The following is a 17,039-nucleotide window of genomic DNA, read 5'->3' as shown; positions in this document are numbered from 1 at the left end:
CGGGCCGCCTTGCTCATGAAGACGTCGTTGTTGGCCCACGCGGCTTCGATGGCGGCCTCGCCGATGCCGATCGGCTCACCGCCGCGCGTGAGGGCGCCGGACTCGTCCATCAAAACGACATCGATCGCCGGGGAGGCCCCGGCGATCGCCGCTTCCAGACGTCGGAAGGAAGGTTCGTAGATCAGAAGGCGCATGACGTCCCCGGCTTAGGATCTGCCGGGGACGCAGGCTAGCGCCTTATTTCGTGCTGCCCTTCTCGGCTGAGGCAAAGGCCTCGGCGGAGGTGGACGGCGCCTTGCGACGGTTGCCCATCAGCTTCTGCGCCTCGGTCAATTCGGCCATGCTCAGCGTGCCGTCGTTGTCCTTGTCGAGGACCGCGAAGTACTTGCCGAGCATGTCGCCCATCTGGCCCTTCAGCTCGGCCTTCTGGAGCTTGCCGTCGACGTTGTCGTCGAGCATGCCCAGCATGCGCTTGCTGTTCAGGTCCTCATCGTACTTCGGCAGCTGGTGGTCAGAGGTCTCGTCCAGCCAGCGGTAGCGGATGGCCGTGTAGAACATCTCCTGCCAGGACTGCTCGCCCCAGGTGATGGTCTTGGTCGGATCCGGGTTGGCCGGGTTTTCCTTCGAGTTGTCGTAGATCCAGTGGGCGATCAGCTTGGAGCCCGCCGGAACCTTGAGCGGCTCGGCGAAGGTGTAGTCGCGCTGCCAGTTGAAATCGTAGCGCGGCAGCGAGATCAGGAGCTTTTCCTTGCCGTCCGGATAGCGGATCCACAGGTCCGCCGCGTAGCCCCGGTAGTGGGCGTGCGGGAAGGCCGAGTAGAGCAGCGCGTCGTGCGGGAAGGTCAGGTAGGCGATCTCGTGGTGGCGCGGCTCGTTCGGCGGGATGGTGATGGTGTTGTCCACCACCACGCCCCCGTGCATCACGTACTTGGGCGTCTCGCCCGGCTTGTAGAAGTAGACCCCGATCTTGGAGTGGTCGGTGGCTTCCTTGCCGAACGGCGTGTAGTGCGCCTGGATGCCGATCGCCCCGCCGGGCGGCAGGTAGGAGCCCACGTCGGGCGGCGAGATCTCGGATTCGGCGCCCACGGCATAGCCGCCGACGGAGACGCCCCACCTGTTCTCATAGGCCGGCTCGCCGGGCTTCGGCACGTCCTTCATGTAGCCGGTGAGCAGGTGGTGCACGCCCTGGCGCTGCTCGACCTTGATGGTCGTGGCGCGGATCCAGCGGCCCTCGGTCAGCGGGTTCTGGACCCAGGGATGCTTGTAGTCGACGACGCCAGTGGCGGGGATGGTGAAGGCGGGCACGTCGAGCACCAGGTCCGGCTTGCCGAGCGGCCAGTCCTGGGCGACGTGCTGATGGGCGGCCAGCGGGTCGGCCCCCTCGCCGCGCGGCGCGCCGGCCTCCACCCAGTGGACGATGGTCTTGAGCTCCTGCGGGGTGAGGTTCTTGTTGTCGGAGAACTTGCCCACGTGCGGGTCGGCGTTATAGGGCGGCATCCGGTGGGTCATCAGGACCTCTCGGATCATCGGCGAGAAGCCCTTCACGCGGTCGTAGCTGTCCATCGCGAACGGGCCGATGCCGCCCTTCTCGTGGCAGCCGACGCAGTTCTTCTCCAGGATCGGCGCGACGTCATGGACGTAGGTGATGTTCTGCGCCTGCGCGCGGGCCGGGAAGTCGATCAGGCAGCCCTTGGCCGGCAGCGAGGCCTGCTGCACCGGCTTGCCGGCGAGGACCGCGTCGATGGCGTCGGCCGCGTAGCGGTGCTCGACCGGCTTCTGGCCGCCGCCGTAGTCGCTGCGGTCGTCCACCGGGCCGTGGTAGACCACCTGCCAGGTCTTCGGGTTGATCACGATCACCTCGGCGGTGCGCTTCACGCCGAGCGCTTCGCCGACCAGCTGGTTCTGGTCGAGCAGGATCGGCATGTCGAAGCCGGCGTCCTTGGCCTCCTGCTGGATCGCCTCGCGGTTGTCCTGCGTCGCGGAGTTCAGCATCAGGAACTGCACGCCCTTGCCGGCGAAGGCCTGCTCGAGCTCCTTGTAGGCGGGCGCCTGGCTGCGCGAGATCGGGCAGCCGTCCATCTGGGTGATCAGCACGATCGCCGGCTTGTCCGCCATGCGGTAGAGCTCGTGCGCATTGAGGTTCTCGTCGACCAGCATGAAGTTGCCGACGGTGGTCGGCTGGGCGGCCGCCGCCTCGGCTGCGATCGAGCGCGCGCCATGCGTCGACAGGCCGTCGCTCGCCAGGCCATAGACCAGGGCCGCGCCGCCGAGCGCGGCCAGCAGGCCAAGTCGTGCAGCTTTCATCCGAAATCTCCTCCCAGCGTCGGACCCGCGGAGGCGGGCGAATCCGGCAGCCTGATGTGTGAGCGCAACTTAACGCCGTTCAGGGGCGGTTTCCAGCATACCCGTGTTGCATCAATGTTTCGATGACTCAGGCGTCAAGATCGTTTCCGTTCCGCTAATGCCCGAGCCGGGGATCCTCGCCCGCCCGCCCCGCCAAAGCTTGTCCGGGGTCGCCTGCGCCCCCATGCTGCGCCAGGCAGGCCGGGGATCCACCCCGGCGGGGGGCCGTGCACATGAGCTTCGTCACGCGCCGCAAGCCGATCGCGCTCGCCCGCGAGGGCGTCGAGGTGCGCGAGCTGCGCCGCACCCTGTCGTGGCCGCACCTCGTCGCGCTGGGCGTGGGGGCGATCATCGGCACCGGCATCTACACCTTGATCGGCGTGGGGGCCGGCCAGGCGGGTCCGGCGGTGATCCTGTCGTTCGCCATCGCCGGGACGGTCTGCGCCTTCGCCGCGCTCTGCTACGCCGAGATGGCGACGCTCATCCCGCAGGCCGGCTCGGCCTACACCTACGCCTACGCGGGCATGGGCGAGCTGGTCGCCTGGGTCGTCGGCGTCAGCCTGATCCTCGAATACACCGTGGTCTGCTCGGCCGTGGCGGTGGGCTGGGCCGGCTACGCCCAGGGCTTCCTGGCGAGCCGCGGCTGGGGCCTGCCGTCCGCCCTGGCGGCCGGGCCGTGGGGCGAGCCAGCGGGCCTCGTCAACCTGCCGGCCGTCGTCATCATCGCCGTGGTGGCGGGCCTGCTGCTGGTCGGCACCCGTGAAAGCGCCACGCTCAACACCGTCCTGGTCGGCTTCAAGGTGGCGGCGCTCGCGGCCTTCGTGGCCCTGACGCTGCCCGCCTTCGACGCCAGCCATTTCCAGCCCTTCATGCCGTTCGGCTTCAACGCCCACGTGGGCGCCGACGGGACCAAGCGCGGGGTCATGGCGGCCGCGGCGGTGATCTTCTTCGCCTTCTACGGCTTCGACGCCATCTCGACGGCGGCCGAGGAGGCCAAGAATCCCTCGCGCGACCTGACCATCGGCATCGTGGGCTCGATGCTGGCCTGCGCGGCGATCTACATGATCGTCGCCGCCGCCGCGCTCGGCGCCTCGCCGTTCACGGTGTTCGCCCGGAGCGGCGAGCCCCTGGCCTTCATCCTGCGCCAGGGCGGCCATGGCGGGGCGGCGGTGCTGATCGCCGCGGCCGCGGTCATCGCCCTGCCGACGGTGATCATGGCCTTCATGTTCGGCCAGAGCCGGGTGTTCTTCGCCATGTCGCGCGACGGGCTGATCCCCACCTGGCTGTGCGCGGTGAACGGCCGCGGCGTGCCGGCGCGGGTGACGGTGTTCACCGCCCTCGTGGCCGCCGTGATGGCCGGCCTCGTGCCCCTGAAGCGGCTGGCGGAGGTGGCCAACGCCGGCACGCTCGCGGCCTTCATCGCCACCGCCGTCGCCATGATGGCGCTGCGCCGCCAGAGGCCCGACCTCGTCCGGCCGTTCCGCACGCCGCTCTGGTGGCTGGTGGGGCCCCTGGCCGTCCTGGGCTGCCTCTACCTGTTCTCCAGCCTCGCCAGCTTCACCCAGCTGTTCTTCCTGGGCGCCAACACCGTGGGCCTGCTGGTCTACCTGCTCTACGGCCGCACCCGCAGCGCGCTGGCCGCGGCCTGACTACTCCGCCGGCTCCTCGGCGACGACCAGGCCGTCGGCGAGGGCGCGCAGGTACTGGCCGTACTCGCTCTTGGCCTGCTGGCCGGCCAGCGCGCGCAGGCCCGGCGCGTCGATCCAGCCGTGGCGGAAGGCGATCTCCTCGACGCAGCCGATGCGCAGGCCCTGGCGCTGCTCGACGGTGCGGATGAACTCGCCGGCCTGGATCAGGCTGTCGTGGGTGCCGGTGTCGAGCCAGGCGAAGCCGCGGCCGAGCAGCTCCACCGAAAGCTCGCCCGCCTCCAGGTAGACCTGGTTGAGCGCGGTGATCTCCAGCTCGCCGCGCTCCGAGGGCTTCAGCGACCTGGCGAACTCGCTCGCCCGGCCGTCGTAGAAATAGAGCCCGGTGACCGCATAGTTGGACTTCGGGACCCTGGGCTTCTCCTCGATGCCCAGGGCCTTGCCGCCGGCCCCCAGCTCGACGACCCCGTAACGCTCCGGATCCTGCACCAGGTAGCCGAACACCGTGGCGCCGTGGGCGCGGGCGTCGGCCGCCTTCAGGGTCTGGCTGAAGTTCTGGCCGAAGAAGATGTTGTCGCCCAGGACCATCACGCTGGGCTCGCCGGCCACGAACGACTCGCCGAGGATGAAGGCCTGGGCCAGGCCCTCGGGGCGCGGCTGGGCGACGTACTCGAAGCGCACGCCGAGCTGGCCGCCGTCGCCGAGCAGCCGGCGGAAGCTCGTCTGGTCCTCCGGCGTCGTGATGATCAGGATCTCGCGGCAGCCGGCCAGCAGCAGGACCGACAGCGGATAGTAGATCATCGGCTTGTCGTAGACCGGCAGCAGCTGCTTGGAGACCGCCAGGGTCAGCGGATGCAGCCGCGTGCCCGCCCCGCCCGCCAGGATGATGCCGCGCCTCATGCCGCCACCTTCAGCTCCGCCACGATGTCCCTCAGCGCCTCGCGCCAGGGCCGCGGTGAATAGCCGAAGAGGGTTTCCAGACGGTGCGTGTCGAGGGCGCCGCGCGCCGGCCGCCGGGCGGGAGTCGGGAACTCGGCGGTGGCGATCGGGGTCACGGCGGGCGCGGCGTCGCCCAGCGCCTCGGCCACCGCGGCCTCGGCCAGGCCGCGCCAGGTGGTCTCCCCGGCGTTGGCGAAGTTGCAGAGCCCGAATCGCGGATCGCCGGTCGGCGCGGCGGCGAGCGCGGCGGCGTTGGCCAGGATGAAGCCCGCCAGGTCGGCCGCGCTGGTCGGCCGTCCGGACTGGTCGTCGACGACCCGCAGCGGCCGGCCCTCGGCGGCCAGGCGCAGCATGGTCTTCACGAAGTTCTTCCCGTGGGCGGAGACCACCCAGGAGGTTCGCAGGATCAGCGCCCGCGAGGCGCCCTCCAGCACCGCCTGGTCGCCCAGCGCCTTGGAGGCGCCGTAGGCGTTGGCGGGCCGGACCGGATCGGCCTCGGTGTAGGGCGTCCCCTTGGTCCCGTCGAACACGTAGTCGGTGGAGAGGTGAACCACCGGCGCGCCGATCGCGTGGGCGGCGCGGGCGATGGCGCCCGGCGCCTCGCCGTTGATCCGGTTGGCGAGCTCGGGCTCGGCCTCGGCGCGGTCGACGGCGGTGTAGGCGGCGGCGATCAGCACCAGGTCGGGCCTCGCGTCGCGGACCACCTCGGCGCAGGCGGCCGGCTCGGCCAGATCGCACTCGCGGCGGGTGAGCGCCATCAGCTCCACGGGGCGGTCGGCCGCCTGGCGAAGCATCTCGCTCGCCACTTGGCCGGTCGCGCCGAACTGCAGGATGCGCAGGCTCACGCCTTGACGAGCCCCAGGCGCTCGGAGTGGAATCCGCGCTCGCGGATGCGCTGCAGCCAGTCGCGGTTGTCCACGTACCAGCGGACGGTCTCCTCCAGCCCCCGCTCCAGCGGCGTCGCGGGCGTCCAGCCGAGCTCGCGGCGCAGCTTCGCCGCGTCGATGGCGTAGCGGAAATCGTGGCCCGGCCGGTCGGGCACGAACTCGATCTTCTCCGCATGCGCCGTGTTGGCCGGCGCGATGCGGTCGAGCGCCGCGCAGAGCCGCTGCACGATCTCCAGGTTCGCCCGGTCCGTGCCGCCGCCGATGCAGTAGGTCTCGCCGGTGCGGCCCTTGGCGAGCACCAGCAGCAGGGCCTCGGCGTGGTCGTCGACGTGCAGCCAGTCACGCACCTGCAGGCCCTGGCCGTAGACCGGGATCGACTTGCCCTCCAGCGCCCGGCTGATCACCGTCGGGATCAGCTTCTCGGGGAATTGGAACGGGCCGTAGTTGTTGGCGCAGTTGGTCAGCACCACAGGAAGCCCGAAGGTGCGGCCCCAGGCGCGCACCAGGTGGTCGGCGCCGGCCTTCGAGGCCGAGTAGGGCGAATTGGGGTCGTAGGGCGTCGCCTCGTCGAAGGCGCCGTCGTGGCCCAGCGCCCCGAACACCTCGTCGGTGGAGACATGGTGGAAGCGGAAGGCGGCCCGCTTCGCCGCGGGCAGGCTCGACCAGTGCGCGCGCGCCGCCTCCAGCAGCACGGCGGTCCCCATGACGTTGGCGCGCACGAAGGCCAAGGGCGCCTCGATCGCCCGGTCGTTGTGGCTCTCGGCGGCCAGGTGCATCACCGCGTCGGGCTTGTGGCGGGCGAAGATGGCGGCCACCGCCGCTTCGTCGGCGACGTCGGCGTGCTCGAAGGCGTAGCGCGGGTCCGCCGCCACGCTGGCCACGTTCTCCAGGTTGGCCGAATAGGTGAGCGCGTCGAGGTTCACCACCTCGTGCCCGTCGGCGATCGCGCGCCGCACCACGGCCGATCCGATGAAGCCGGCCCCGCCCGTGATCAGGATCTTCATGCGGTCTTTCGCAAAATGCGGGACGCGCCCCCCAAAGGCGATCCTTCCGTCCGCCCTCTTACAACGAAACCACCCCGGCTCAAGCGCACCCTGGGGCGCGATCTTCGGCCGCACGCTTGAAGCGCGGCCGGCCCATACCTACCATTCCAGGCTCCTGCCATGACTCGCCGTTCGTTCCGGACGGGCCGGCGACGGGCCTGCGCGCACGTGGGCGGAGAGGGGACGCCAGTTCGTGGAGCCCAAGACCGCCAACGCCGGACGAGCGGGCCCAAGCGCCCCCGGGCGTCCTATGGGCGGCCCGCCGGGCGGCGGGTTCCGGGGTCCGCCGGGCCGGTTCGCCGGGCGGCGGGGCGGTCCGGATCTCACCGCGGGGCCGATCGGCAAGACGCTGATCCTGTTTTCGCTGCCCGTGCTCGGCTCGAACATCCTGCAGTCGCTGAACGGCTCGGCCAACATGTTCTGGGTGAGCCACGTCCTGGGCGAGGCCGGCGTCACGGCCACCAACAATTCCAACCAGATCTTCTTCATGATGCTGGGCGCGGCCTTTGGCGTGACGATGGCCGCCAACATCCTGATCGGCCAGGCGATCGGCGCCGACGACGAGCCGCTCGCCCGCAAGGTCGTGGGCACCTCGACCACCTTCTTCCTGGCCGTCTCGATCGTGATCGGCGTGCTGGGCGGGGTGCTGACGCCGCACATCCTCGACGCCATGAAGACGCCGGCCGACGCGCGCGCCGACGCCATCGCCTACCTGCGGGTGATCTTCGGGGCGATCCCGTTCTTCTTTTTCTTCAGCTTCATGATGATGGCCCAGCGCGGCGCCGGCGACAGCCGCACGCCGTTCTACTTCGCCTTGGTGCAGGTGGGGCTGGACGTGGTCATGAACCCGCTGCTGCTGATGGGCCTGGGGCCGTTCCCGAAGATGGGCATCGCCGGCTCCGCCACCTCCACGCTGATCGCCCAGACCATCACGCTGGCCGCCATGCTGGTCTATCTCTACCGGAAGAATTCGATCCTGGTGCTGAAGCCGTCCGATTGGCGGCTGCTGGTGCCGGACCTGAAGATCATCTGGACGCTGATCGCCAAGGGCACGCCGATGGGCATCCAGATGATGGTCATCAGCCTGGCCGCGGTGACCATGCTCTCGTTCGTCAACCGCTACGGCGTCCACACCTCCGCCGCCTACGGGGCCGGCGCGCAATTCTGGACCTATGTGCAGATGCCGGCCATGGCGCTGGGCGCGGGCTGCTCGTCCATGGCCGCCCAGAACGTCGGCGCGCGGCGCATGGACCGGGTGGAGCGGGTGGCGCGCATCGGCAGCCTGCTCGCCGTGCTCTTCACGGGCGTTCCGGTCCTGATCCTGGAGTTCGCCGACCCCTATGCGCTGCAGGCGTTCCTGCCGGCGACCAGCCCGGCGCTGGCGATCGCGACGCACATCAACTCGATCGTGCTCTGGGGCTTCATCCCGTTCGGCGTGGCGTTCATCTTCTCCGGCATCGTGCGGGCGACAGGCGCCGTCTGGCCGCCCCTGCTGGCCATGATCATCTCGCTGTGGGTGGTCCGCATCCCGGTCGCGGTGCTGCTCGAGCCGCGGCTGCACGCCGACGCCATCTGGCTGGCGTTTCCGATCGGCAGCCTGACGACGCTCGTGCTTTCGGGGCTCTACTACTTCTACGACGGCCCGTTCGGCTGGCGCAGGGCGCGCATGCTCGACTTCACGCCGAGCTCCGATGCGCCCGACACGGGCCTGGGCCAGCCGATGTTCGAGGAAAGCGAGGCGATCGTCTCGGCCGAAGAGCGCGATGCTAGCCGTTCGTCTCCTCGAGCGCCGCGTACGCCAGCGTCCGAAGCTCCCGTCGAATAGGATAGGTCGACGACGGCAGAAGCTGGGTCATGAACACCGCCGTCACCTCCTCCAGCGGATCGACCCAGAAGGCCGTCGAGGCCGCGCCGCCCCAGTAGAACTCGCCTTTCGAGCACGGGATCAGCGTCTTCGGCGGGTCGAACACCACGGCGAAGCCCAGGCCGAAGCCCACGCCGGCGTTGGTGCTCTCCGAGAACAGCGAGCGCGACAGCTCGGTCAGGTCCTTGTCCCCGGGCAGGTGGTTGGAGGCCATCAGCTTGACGGTCTTGGGCGCCAGGATCCGCACGCCCTCCAGCTCGCCGCCGTTCACCAGCATGGTCGTGAAGCGCAGGTAGTCGGCGGTCGTGGAGACCAGGCCGCCGCCGCCGGACTCCAGCTTCGGCGGCTTCAGGTAGGGGCTCGTGGCGGGATCGTCCTGCAGCTCCCTGGCCCCGCCGGGCTTGGCGTTGTAGCAGGCGGCGAAACGGCTGCGCTGGTCCTCGCGGACGAAGAAGCCGGTGTCGACCATCTTCAGCGGCTCGAAGATGCGCTCGCTCAGCACCTGCGACAGCGGCTTGCCGGCGATCTTCTGCACCAGATAGCCCACCACGTCGGTGGAGACCGAGTAGTTCCAGGCCTCGCCCGGCGAGAACTCCAGCGGCAGCTTCGCCAGCATCTGGATCATGGCCTCGAGGTCGTGCTCGCCGTGCATGGCCTCGACCTTCAGCTTGCGGTAGGCGGCGTCGACGTTGCTGCGGTTCTGGAAGCCGTAGGTCAGGCCCGAGGTGTGCCGCAGCAGGTCCACCACCTGCATCGGCCGGGCGGGCGGCGTCACCATGAAGGCCGGCGTCACGCCCGCCGAGAAGACGCCCAGGTCCTTCCATTGCGGGATGTGCTTGGCGACCGGATCGTCGAGCGCGATCAGCCCCTCCTCGACCAGGCTCATCAGCGCCACGCAGGCGATCGGCTTGGTCATGGAGTAGATGCGGTAGACGGTGTCCTCGGCGAGCGGCGTCCCGCGCTCCGGGTCCTGCTGGCCGAGGATCGTCTGGTGGGCCACCTGGCCCTGGCGGGCGAGCACGAAGTGGGCGCAGGGCAGCTTGCCGGGGCCGACGTACTTCTCCTGCAGGAAACGATCGATCCTGGCGAGCCGCTCGGCCGAAAAGCCCAATGACTTGGCCCGGGTCATCTGGTCCATCGCATCCTCCAATCACGCGCCCGCCATTAGTCCTTGCCTTACCACCCGCCGCAAGGGCGAGCATGGACGCGTGCGAGAGGGAGCAACGAGATGTCCACCATCAGCATCGAGCGCGAAGGCCGCACGGCCGTGGTCACCATCGAGCGCCCGGAGCGGCGCAACGCGGTCGACGGGGAGACCGCCTGGGCGCTCTACGAGGCGTTCAAGGCCTTCGACGCCGACGCGGGGCTGGACGTGGCCATCCTTCAGGGGCGCGGCGGCCACTTCTGCGCAGGCGCCGACCTCAAGAGCGTCAGCACCGGCAGCGGCGACAATCCGGTGAAGCCGGAGGGGGATCTCGCGCCCATGGGCTGCACGCGCCTGGCGCTCGGCAAGCCGGTGATCGCCGCGGTCGAGGGCTATGCGGTGGCGGGCGGCCTGGAGGTGGCCTGCTGGTGCGACCTGCGGGTGGCGGCCGAGGGCGCGGTGTTCGGCGTGTTCTGCCGGCGCTTCGGCGTGCCGCTGGTGGACCTGGGAACGGTGCGGCTGCCGCGCCTGATCGGCCATTCGCGGGCCATGGACCTGATCCTGACGGGCCGGGCGGTGGATGCCGGGGAGGCGCTGGCGATCGGCCTCGCCAACCGTCTCGCGCCGAAGGGCGGAGCCCTGCAGGCGGCGCTGGCGCTCGCCGACCAGCTTTCCGCCTTCCCGCAGCTCTGCCTGCGCAACGACCGGCTCTCGGCGCTCGCCCAGTGGTCGCTCGACTGGGACGCGGCCCAGGCCCACGAATACCGCCTCGGCATCGAGACCCTGCGCTCCGGCTCCGCCCGCGAGGGCGCGGCGCGCTTCGTCGCCGGCCAGGGACGCGGCGGCGCGTTCTGAGGCTGGCTACTTGATCTTGACCGTGGCCGAGCCCTGCGGGCCGGTCACCTCGAAGCTGTCGCCGGACTTCTTGCCCTTCGGATATTCGACGCAGTTCTCGGCCTGGTCGTAGTTGGACGTCGTGCAGAGCTTGTCGCCGTCGATGCGCCAGACGCCGAAGACGTCGCCGCCGCCGCCGGCCGTGAATTTCCCGTCCGGCGTGAAGTTCACCTCGACCGGCATGTCGCCGATCATGAGCACCATGCCATGCGTGGTCACTTCCTGCAGCGTGTCCGCCGCAGCCGGCGTGGCCAGGGCCGCCACGAGGGCGGCGGTGAGGATCAGTGTTCGCATGGGCTCCCCCCAGGTTCATCCAGCTCCATCATACCCGGGACGCGCGGTTGCGTAAGTCGAACAGGCGTTTGATAATGGGCGAGCGACAAAAACATACTGATAATTCGAACTTTGCAGCCCAAGGGAGGCGCTCATGGCGTGGGATTTCGAGACCGATCCCGAGTTCCAGAAGAAGCTGGACTGGATCGAGGAGTTCATGCGCGAGGAGGTCGAGCCGCTCTCCCACCTGGGCATGGCGGTGCACGGCCCGCTCGGCCGCGAGAAGTTCATCAAGCCGCTGCAGGAGAAGGTGAAGGCGCAGGGCCTGTGGGCCTGCCATCTCGGCCCCGAGCTCGGCGGCCAGGGCTACGGCCAGCTGAACCTCGGCCTGATGAACGAGAAGCTCGGCCGCAACGGCCTCGCGCCCACGGTGTTCGGCTGCCAGGCGCCGGACAGCGGCAACGCCGAGATCATCGCCCACTACGGCACCGAGGCGCAGAAGGAGCGATACCTCTGGCCGCTTCTCAATGGCGAGATCCGCTCGGCCTTCTCGATGAGCGAGCCGACCGGCGGCTCCGATCCGCTCACCTTCAAGACCCGCGCGGTGCTGGAGGGCGACGAGTGGGTGATCAACGGCGAGAAGTGGTTCTCGACCGGCGCCCGCTGGGCCAAGGTGCTGGTGCTCTATGCGGTCACCGACCCGGACGCCAAGGACCCCTACAGGCGCACCTCGATCTTCCTGGTGCCGACCGACACGCCGGGCGTGGAGATCATCCGCAATGTCGCGGTGGGCGCAGGCGGCGAGATCGGCGGCGGCAGCGAGGGCTATGTCCGCTACAACAACGTGCGCCTGCCCTACGACGCGCTGCTGGGCGACCGCGGCGCGGCCTTCGTCATCGCCCAGGTGCGGCTGGGCGGCGGGCGCGTGCACCACGCCATGCGCACCGTCGGCGCCTGCAAGAACGCGCTCGACCTGATGTGCAAGCGGGCGGTCTCGCGCACCACCCGCGACGGCAAGCTCGCCGACCTGCAGATGGTGCAGTCGGACATCGCCGAGAGCTGGATCGCGCTGGAGAGCTTCCGCCTGATGGTGCTGCGCACCGCCTGGCTGATCGACAAGCACAAGGACTACCAGCTGGTCCGCAAGGACATCGCCGCCATCAAGGTGATGATGCCCAAGGTCTACAACGACATCGCCCAGAAGGCGGCGCACCTGCACGGCGCGCTCGGCGTCTCCAACGAGATGCCGTTCATGCACATGGTGACCTCGTCGCTGGTGATGGGCATCGCCGACGGGCCCACCGAGGTGCACAAGGTGACGGTCGCCAAGCAGGTGCTGAAAGACTACCGGCCCGACAACGACCTGTTCCCGAGCTACCACATCCCGAAGCTGCGCGAGGAAGCCGAGAAGCGCTACGCCAAGGAGCTGGCTGAACTGAAGAGCGCCTATTCCGCCCGCCGCAAGGAGGCCGAGCCGGCCTAGGTTTCCGCGGCGCATGCCGTCTATATTTCCCGTCACCCCGGACGGCCGCGACGGCCGCTCCGGGTTGCAACTGGAGAGCGCGCGATGGCCACCCGGCCGCTGATCGTCGGCATCGGCGGCACCATCCGCCCGGGATCCTCGACGGAGCGGGCGCTCAAGGTCGCGCTCGAGGCGGCGAAGGGCGCGGGCGCCGAGACGAAGCTGCTCGGCGGCGCGTTCCTGGCGCGGCTGCCGATCTTCGATCCCCGGCCGGCGGGCCCCAGCCCCGAGCAGGCCGAGCTCGCCGAGGCGATCCGCGCCGCCGACGGGGTGATCGTGGCGAGCCCCGGCTACCACGGCTCGATCTCGGGCGTGATCAAGAACGCGCTCGACACCCTGGAGCTGACCCGCGACGAGGCGCGGCCCTATTTCCAAGGGCGGCCGGTGGGGACGATCATCACCGCCGACGGCTGGCAGGCGGCCGGCACGACCTTGATGTCCTTGCGGGCGATCATACATGCGCTGAGAGGCTGGCCGACGCCGTTCGGCGCGGCGCTCAACGCCGGCGGCGCCCTGTTCGACGAGGCGGGCGAGTGCCGCGAGCCGAAGGACGCCTGGCAGCTCGCCACCGTGGCCGAGCAGGTGGTGGAGTTCGCCCAGCTCAGGGCGACCAAGGAGCCGGTGGGCTGATGAAGCGTCCGTATCTCATCCCGCCGTCCGGCGCTGCGCCCGACCTGGACGAGTCGGTGCATGCCGCGATCTCGTCGATCGAGGACATCCTGGAGGACGCCCGCAACGGGCGGCCCTACATCCTGGTCGACGCCGAGGACCGGGAGAACGAGGGCGACGTCATCATCCCGGCCCAGTTCGCCACGCCGGAGCAGATCAACTTCATGGCCAAGCACGCGCGCGGCCTGGTCTGCCTGTCGATCACCGGCGAGCGGGCCCGCCAGCTTCGCCTGCCGCCGATGGCCAGCGAGAACCAGTCGGGCCACGGCACCGCCTTCACCGTCTCGATCGAGGCCCGCGAGGGCGTGACCACCGGCATCTCCGCCCACGACCGCGCCCACACCATCGCCGTCGCCATCGATCCCACCAAGGGCCCCGACGACATCGTCTCGCCCGGCCACGTCTTCCCGCTGGTCGCCAAGGACGGCGGCGTGCTGGTCCGCGCCGGCCACACCGAGGCGGCGGTCGACATCAGCCGCATGGCCGGCCTCTACCCGGCGGGCGTGATCTGCGAGATCATGAAGGACGACGGTTCGATGGCCAGGCTGCCGGACCTGGTGGCCTTCGCCCAGCTGCACGGGCTGAAGATCGGCACCATCGCCGACCTGATCGCCTATCGGCGGCGCACCGAGCGCCAGGTGGAGCGCGTGCTGGAACGGCCGTTCGAGTCCACCTACGGCGGCCGCTTCCGGCTGATCGTCTATCGCAACGTCCTGGACCAGACCGAGCACGTGGTGCTGGCCAAGGGCAAGGTCGATCCGGACGCGCCCACTCTGGTGCGCATGCACCGCGTCGACATGGCCGCCGACATGCTGGGAGCGGTCGAGACCCGGCGCGAGTACGTGCCCCGGGCGCTGAAGGCGATCGCCGAGCATGACGGCGCGGGCGTGGTGGTGTTCATCCGCGATCCCAATCCGCACTGGCTGTCGGAGCGCTACGGCGGCCCGGAGGGCAACCAGAGCGCCAACATCCTGCGCGACTACGGGATCGGCGCGCAGATCCTCCTCGACCTCGGCGTGCGCGACATGATCCTGATGACCTCGTCGAAGACCGTGCTCCCGGGCTCCGCCGGCTACGGCCTGAAGATCCTCGGCCGCCAGCCGCTGGACTGACGAAACCCGAGCGCTCGCAAAGTGCTTTCCGTCATGGCCGGGCTTGTCCCGGCCACCCATGGACGCCGGCGCTGCAGGTCTGTCTGGGACGTCGGCGCACCTGGGTTCCCGGGACGAGCCCCGGACGACGGAATGAGAGGAAATGAGCCAACTCCGCATCGGCTGCTCGGGTTGGGCGTACAAGGACTGGACCGGGCCCTTCTATCCGCCGGGGACCCGGGACAAGGACCGGCTGGAGCACTACGCCGCCTGCTTCGACACCGCCGAGATCAACGCGAGCTTCTACCGCCTGCCCTCGGAGCAGACGGTCGAGGGCTGGGCGAGGCGCGCGCCGGCGGGCTTCGTGTTCGCCTGGAAGGTCTCCCGCTTCATCACCCACAACAAGAAGCTGAAGGACTGCGAGGCGCCGGTCGCGCTGGTGTTCGGCCGCATGGCGCCGCTCGCCGAGCACCACGGCCCGGCGCTGATCCAGCTGCCGCCCCAGCTTCGCCGCAACGACGCGCGGCTGGCGGGCTTCCTCCAGCTCCTGCCCAAGGGCCGCCGCCACGCCGTCGAGTTCCGGCACGCGAGCTGGTACGCGCCGGAGGTGTTCCGGATCCTCGCCGACTTCGACGCCGCCCTTTGCCTCTCCGACCATCACGCCGCGCCCGCACCCTGGGAGCGGACGGCGAGCTGGATCTACATCCGCGGCCACGGCCCCGGCGGGCGCTACTTCGGGCGCTATGACCGGGCGGAGCTCTCGAGGTGGGCGGACCACATCGCCCGCTGGCGCGCGGAGGGTCGCGACGTCTACGCCTACTTCGACAACGACGTGAAGAGCGCCGCCCCGTTCGACGCCCAGGCGTTGATGGCCCTCACCGGCGCGCAGGCCTATCGCGGGGTGGCGCCACGGCCGGCCGCCCGCTCCGGCGCCGCAGCCCCGACAATCCCGTTTTCTCTTCAGCCCAACCGGCCTATATGACGCTCAATCCCCCGCCCGGCCGCAAGGCCGGGCGCCTTTGTTTCCGAAGCCCGGAACGCCGACTGACCGGAACTGCGCCATGACCGACATCCTCATGCCCAAGGCGACCGCCGTGTGGCTGGTGGACAACACCTCGCTCACCTTCGACCAGATCGCCGACTTCTGCGGCCTGCACCCTCTGGAGGTGAAAGGCATCGCCGACGGCGAGGTGGCGCGCGACATCCGCGGCGCCGACCCGATCGCCAACGGCCAGCTGTCGCGCGAGGAGCTCGACCACGCCGAGCGCGACGCCAAGTATCGCATGAAGGCCCAGAAGAGCCGGCACGCCGAGTACCTGAAGCCGCAGAAGAAGGGGCCGAAGTACACCCCCGTCTCCCGACGCCAGGACCGGCCCGACGCCATCGCCTGGTTCCTGCGCAACCACCCGGAAGTGCCGGAGAGCCAGATCGCCCGCATCCTCGGCACCACCAAGGCGACCATCGATGCGGTTCGCAACCGCACCCACTGGAACTCGGCCAACATCAAGCCGGTGGACCCGGTGACGCTCGGCCTGATCACCCAGCTGGAGCTCGACGAGGTGGTGCGCAAGGCGGCCGAGAAGAAGGCCCGCGAGGACGCCCGCCGCGGCGTCGCGCAACCCGAAGGGCCCACCCTTCGCCCGGCGTCAGAGACGGGCGTGTTGGAAGAGGAGGCCGCTGTCCTCGAGGACGAGACCGAAGACGCGGAGGATTAGGTCTGCCTCCCTCCCCTTCGCGGGGGGAAGGAAAATCTCAGTGCAGCGCGGCCCTGAGCGCTTCCAGCTCGTCCTTCAGCCTGAGCTTCTGTCGCTTCAGTTCCTTGAGTCGGTCTTCGTCGGCGGCGGGCCTTCGCAGTTCGTCCTGTATGGCTTTTTCGAGGGACTGGTGGCGAGCTCCAAGTTCGCGGAGCCTGGCTTCCACGGCCATGACGAGTAGCCTCCTTGCGGTTGGACGGCTCTTTAGTGAACACCCGCTGTCCTCGACTGTCAGATCACATATGTTTGCAGACGGCGGGGCATGGCTCGGCCGCGGCTTCGCGCGTTTAGGACCTTCCGCATGGCGAAAACCGAGCGGCCCCGGCTGGTGGTGGGCGTCTCCGGCGCTTCCGGCGCGGTCTATGGCCTGAGGGTGCTGGAGGCCTGCCGGGCGCTCGAGGTCGAGAGCCACCTGGTAATGAGCCGCGCAGCGGCGCTGACGCTCGCCGACGAGACCGGCCTCTCGCCCGCCGACCTGCAGGCCAGGGCCGCCGTGGTCCACAAGGTCGCCGACGTCGGCGCGGCGATCGCCTCCGGCTCGTTCCCGACGCTCGGGATGATCATCGCGCCATGCTCGGTGCGCTCGATGAGCGAGATCGCCACGGGGGTGACCGCCTCGCTGCTCACCCGCGCGGCCGACGTGACCCTGAAGGAGCGCCGGCCGCTGGTGCTGATGGTCCGCGAGACCCCGCTGCACCTGGGCCACCTGCGCACCCTGGTGCGGCTGGCCGAGATGGGCGCGGTGATCGCCCCGCCCATGCCCGCCTTCTACGCCAAGCCGCGGACCCTCGAGGAGATGGTGGATCAGTCGGTGGGCCGCGCGCTCGATCTCTTCGGGCTTTCCTGGCGGCCGGTGAAGCGTTGGGGCCAGGATGTGGGCCCCCTGAAGAGCGAGGAGGCCTGAGCCGATGTCGCTATGGGAATGGACGCTTCGCGCCTACGGGCGCCCGGGCGCGCCCGAAGCCTGCCT

At 69.8% G+C, this 17,039-nt stretch carries 17 protein-coding genes; 9 read left to right on the top strand and 8 right to left on the bottom strand.

From position 1 onward, the window contains the following. Both VLI41_RS10925 and VLI41_RS10920 read right to left on the bottom strand, forming a co-directional pair. Window positions 1-194: hypothetical protein (locus VLI41_RS10925; RefSeq protein ID WP_325268104.1), on the bottom strand; the 194-nt coding region annotated here is incomplete at its 3' end. Between the two features lie 43 nt (window positions 195-237). Next, window positions 238-2,304: a redoxin domain-containing protein gene (locus VLI41_RS10920; RefSeq protein ID WP_325268103.1), complete on the bottom strand. Its 2,067-nt coding sequence runs from the start codon at window positions 2,302-2,304 to the stop codon at window positions 238-240. 272 nt (window positions 2,305-2,576) lie between these two features. On the opposite strand from VLI41_RS10920, the gene VLI41_RS10915 reads away from it, so the two are divergent. Beyond that, window positions 2,577-3,992, top strand: a complete 1,416-nt coding sequence (locus VLI41_RS10915; protein ID WP_325268102.1) for an amino acid permease — start codon at window positions 2,577-2,579, stop codon at window positions 3,990-3,992. Here the strand turns inward: VLI41_RS10915 and rfbA are convergent, their stop codons facing one another. Genes rfbA through rfbB form a run of 3 tightly spaced genes read right to left on the bottom strand, consistent with a single transcriptional unit; the run spans window position 3,993 to window position 6,819 of the window. Beyond that, window positions 3,993-4,889: a glucose-1-phosphate thymidylyltransferase RfbA gene (gene rfbA / locus VLI41_RS10910; RefSeq protein ID WP_325268101.1), complete on the bottom strand. Its 897-nt coding sequence runs from the start codon at window positions 4,887-4,889 to the stop codon at window positions 3,993-3,995. Then, window positions 4,886-5,773 carry a dTDP-4-dehydrorhamnose reductase gene (rfbD, locus tag VLI41_RS10905; protein ID WP_325268100.1) on the bottom strand — a complete coding sequence of 296 codons (888 nt, stop codon included), beginning with the start codon at window positions 5,771-5,773 and terminating at the stop codon, window positions 4,886-4,888. Before rfbD ends, rfbA begins: the two co-directional genes overlap by 4 nt. Further along, window positions 5,770-6,819: a dTDP-glucose 4,6-dehydratase gene (gene rfbB / locus VLI41_RS10900; RefSeq protein ID WP_325268099.1), complete on the bottom strand. Its 1,050-nt coding sequence runs from the start codon at window positions 6,817-6,819 to the stop codon at window positions 5,770-5,772. Before rfbB ends, rfbD begins: the two co-directional genes overlap by 4 nt. Before the next feature lie 289 nt (window positions 6,820-7,108). Between rfbB and VLI41_RS10895 the strand changes: the two genes are divergently transcribed. Further along, a complete protein-coding gene (locus VLI41_RS10895) occupies window positions 7,109-8,683 on the top strand; it encodes an MATE family efflux transporter (RefSeq protein WP_325268098.1) in 1,575 nt (524 codons plus the stop codon). On the opposite strand, the gene VLI41_RS10890 is transcribed toward VLI41_RS10895, so the two are convergent. Further along, window positions 8,625-9,860 (bottom strand): serine hydrolase domain-containing protein, encoded by a 1,236-nt coding sequence (locus VLI41_RS10890; RefSeq protein ID WP_325268097.1) that lies wholly within the window; start codon window positions 9,858-9,860, stop codon window positions 8,625-8,627. The genes VLI41_RS10895 and VLI41_RS10890 overlap by 59 nt on opposite strands. A gap of 90 nt (window positions 9,861-9,950) precedes the next feature. Between VLI41_RS10890 and VLI41_RS10885 the strand changes: the two genes are divergently transcribed. Continuing rightward, window positions 9,951-10,721 (top strand): crotonase/enoyl-CoA hydratase family protein, encoded by a 771-nt coding sequence (locus VLI41_RS10885; protein ID WP_325268096.1) that lies wholly within the window; start codon window positions 9,951-9,953, stop codon window positions 10,719-10,721. 6 nt (window positions 10,722-10,727) lie between these two features. Here VLI41_RS10885 and VLI41_RS10880 read toward each other — a convergent pair whose 3' ends face one another. Further along, window positions 10,728-11,054: a hypothetical protein gene (locus VLI41_RS10880; protein ID WP_325268095.1), complete on the bottom strand. Its 327-nt coding sequence runs from the start codon at window positions 11,052-11,054 to the stop codon at window positions 10,728-10,730. 133 nt (window positions 11,055-11,187) lie between these two features. Between VLI41_RS10880 and VLI41_RS10875 the strand changes: the two genes are divergently transcribed. From VLI41_RS10875 to VLI41_RS10855, 5 genes are all read left to right on the top strand, one after another. Continuing rightward, on the top strand, window positions 11,188-12,516 hold the full coding sequence (locus tag VLI41_RS10875; RefSeq protein WP_325268094.1) for an acyl-CoA dehydrogenase family protein: 1,329 nt from the start codon (window positions 11,188-11,190) through the stop codon (window positions 12,514-12,516). Between the two features lie 84 nt (window positions 12,517-12,600). Further along, window positions 12,601-13,185 (top strand): NAD(P)H-dependent oxidoreductase, encoded by a 585-nt coding sequence (locus tag VLI41_RS10870; RefSeq protein ID WP_325268093.1) that lies wholly within the window; start codon window positions 12,601-12,603, stop codon window positions 13,183-13,185. Beyond that, window positions 13,185-14,336 carry a 3,4-dihydroxy-2-butanone-4-phosphate synthase gene (ribB, locus tag VLI41_RS10865; RefSeq protein WP_325268092.1) on the top strand — a complete coding sequence of 384 codons (1,152 nt, stop codon included), beginning with the start codon at window positions 13,185-13,187 and terminating at the stop codon, window positions 14,334-14,336. Before VLI41_RS10870 ends, ribB begins: the two co-directional genes overlap by 1 nt. A 142-nt stretch (window positions 14,337-14,478) precedes the next feature. Further along, window positions 14,479-15,297 (top strand): DUF72 domain-containing protein, encoded by an 819-nt coding sequence (locus VLI41_RS10860; protein WP_325268091.1) that lies wholly within the window; start codon window positions 14,479-14,481, stop codon window positions 15,295-15,297. 79 nt (window positions 15,298-15,376) lie between these two features. Continuing rightward, entirely contained in the window at window positions 15,377-16,030 is a 654-nt protein-coding gene (locus tag VLI41_RS10855; protein ID WP_325268090.1) for a DUF1013 domain-containing protein, read from the top strand. 37 nt (window positions 16,031-16,067) lie between these two features. On the opposite strand, the gene VLI41_RS10850 is transcribed toward VLI41_RS10855, so the two are convergent. Further along, window positions 16,068-16,241 carry a YdcH family protein gene (locus tag VLI41_RS10850; protein ID WP_325268089.1) on the bottom strand — a complete coding sequence of 58 codons (174 nt, stop codon included), beginning with the start codon at window positions 16,239-16,241 and terminating at the stop codon, window positions 16,068-16,070. 129 nt (window positions 16,242-16,370) lie between these two features. Here VLI41_RS10850 and VLI41_RS10845 point away from each other — a divergent pair, with 129 nt between their 5' ends. Beyond that, window positions 16,371-16,973, top strand: a complete 603-nt coding sequence (locus tag VLI41_RS10845) for a UbiX family flavin prenyltransferase (protein WP_325268088.1) — start codon at window positions 16,371-16,373, stop codon at window positions 16,971-16,973. Window positions 16,974-17,039 lie beyond the last annotated feature (66 nt).

The organism is Phenylobacterium sp., from assembly GCF_035475775.1.
Lineage (GTDB): Bacteria > Pseudomonadota > Alphaproteobacteria > Caulobacterales > Caulobacteraceae > Phenylobacterium.
Note: the sequence above shows the minus strand (reverse complement) of the source record. Positions and strands in the feature narration are given on the sequence as shown.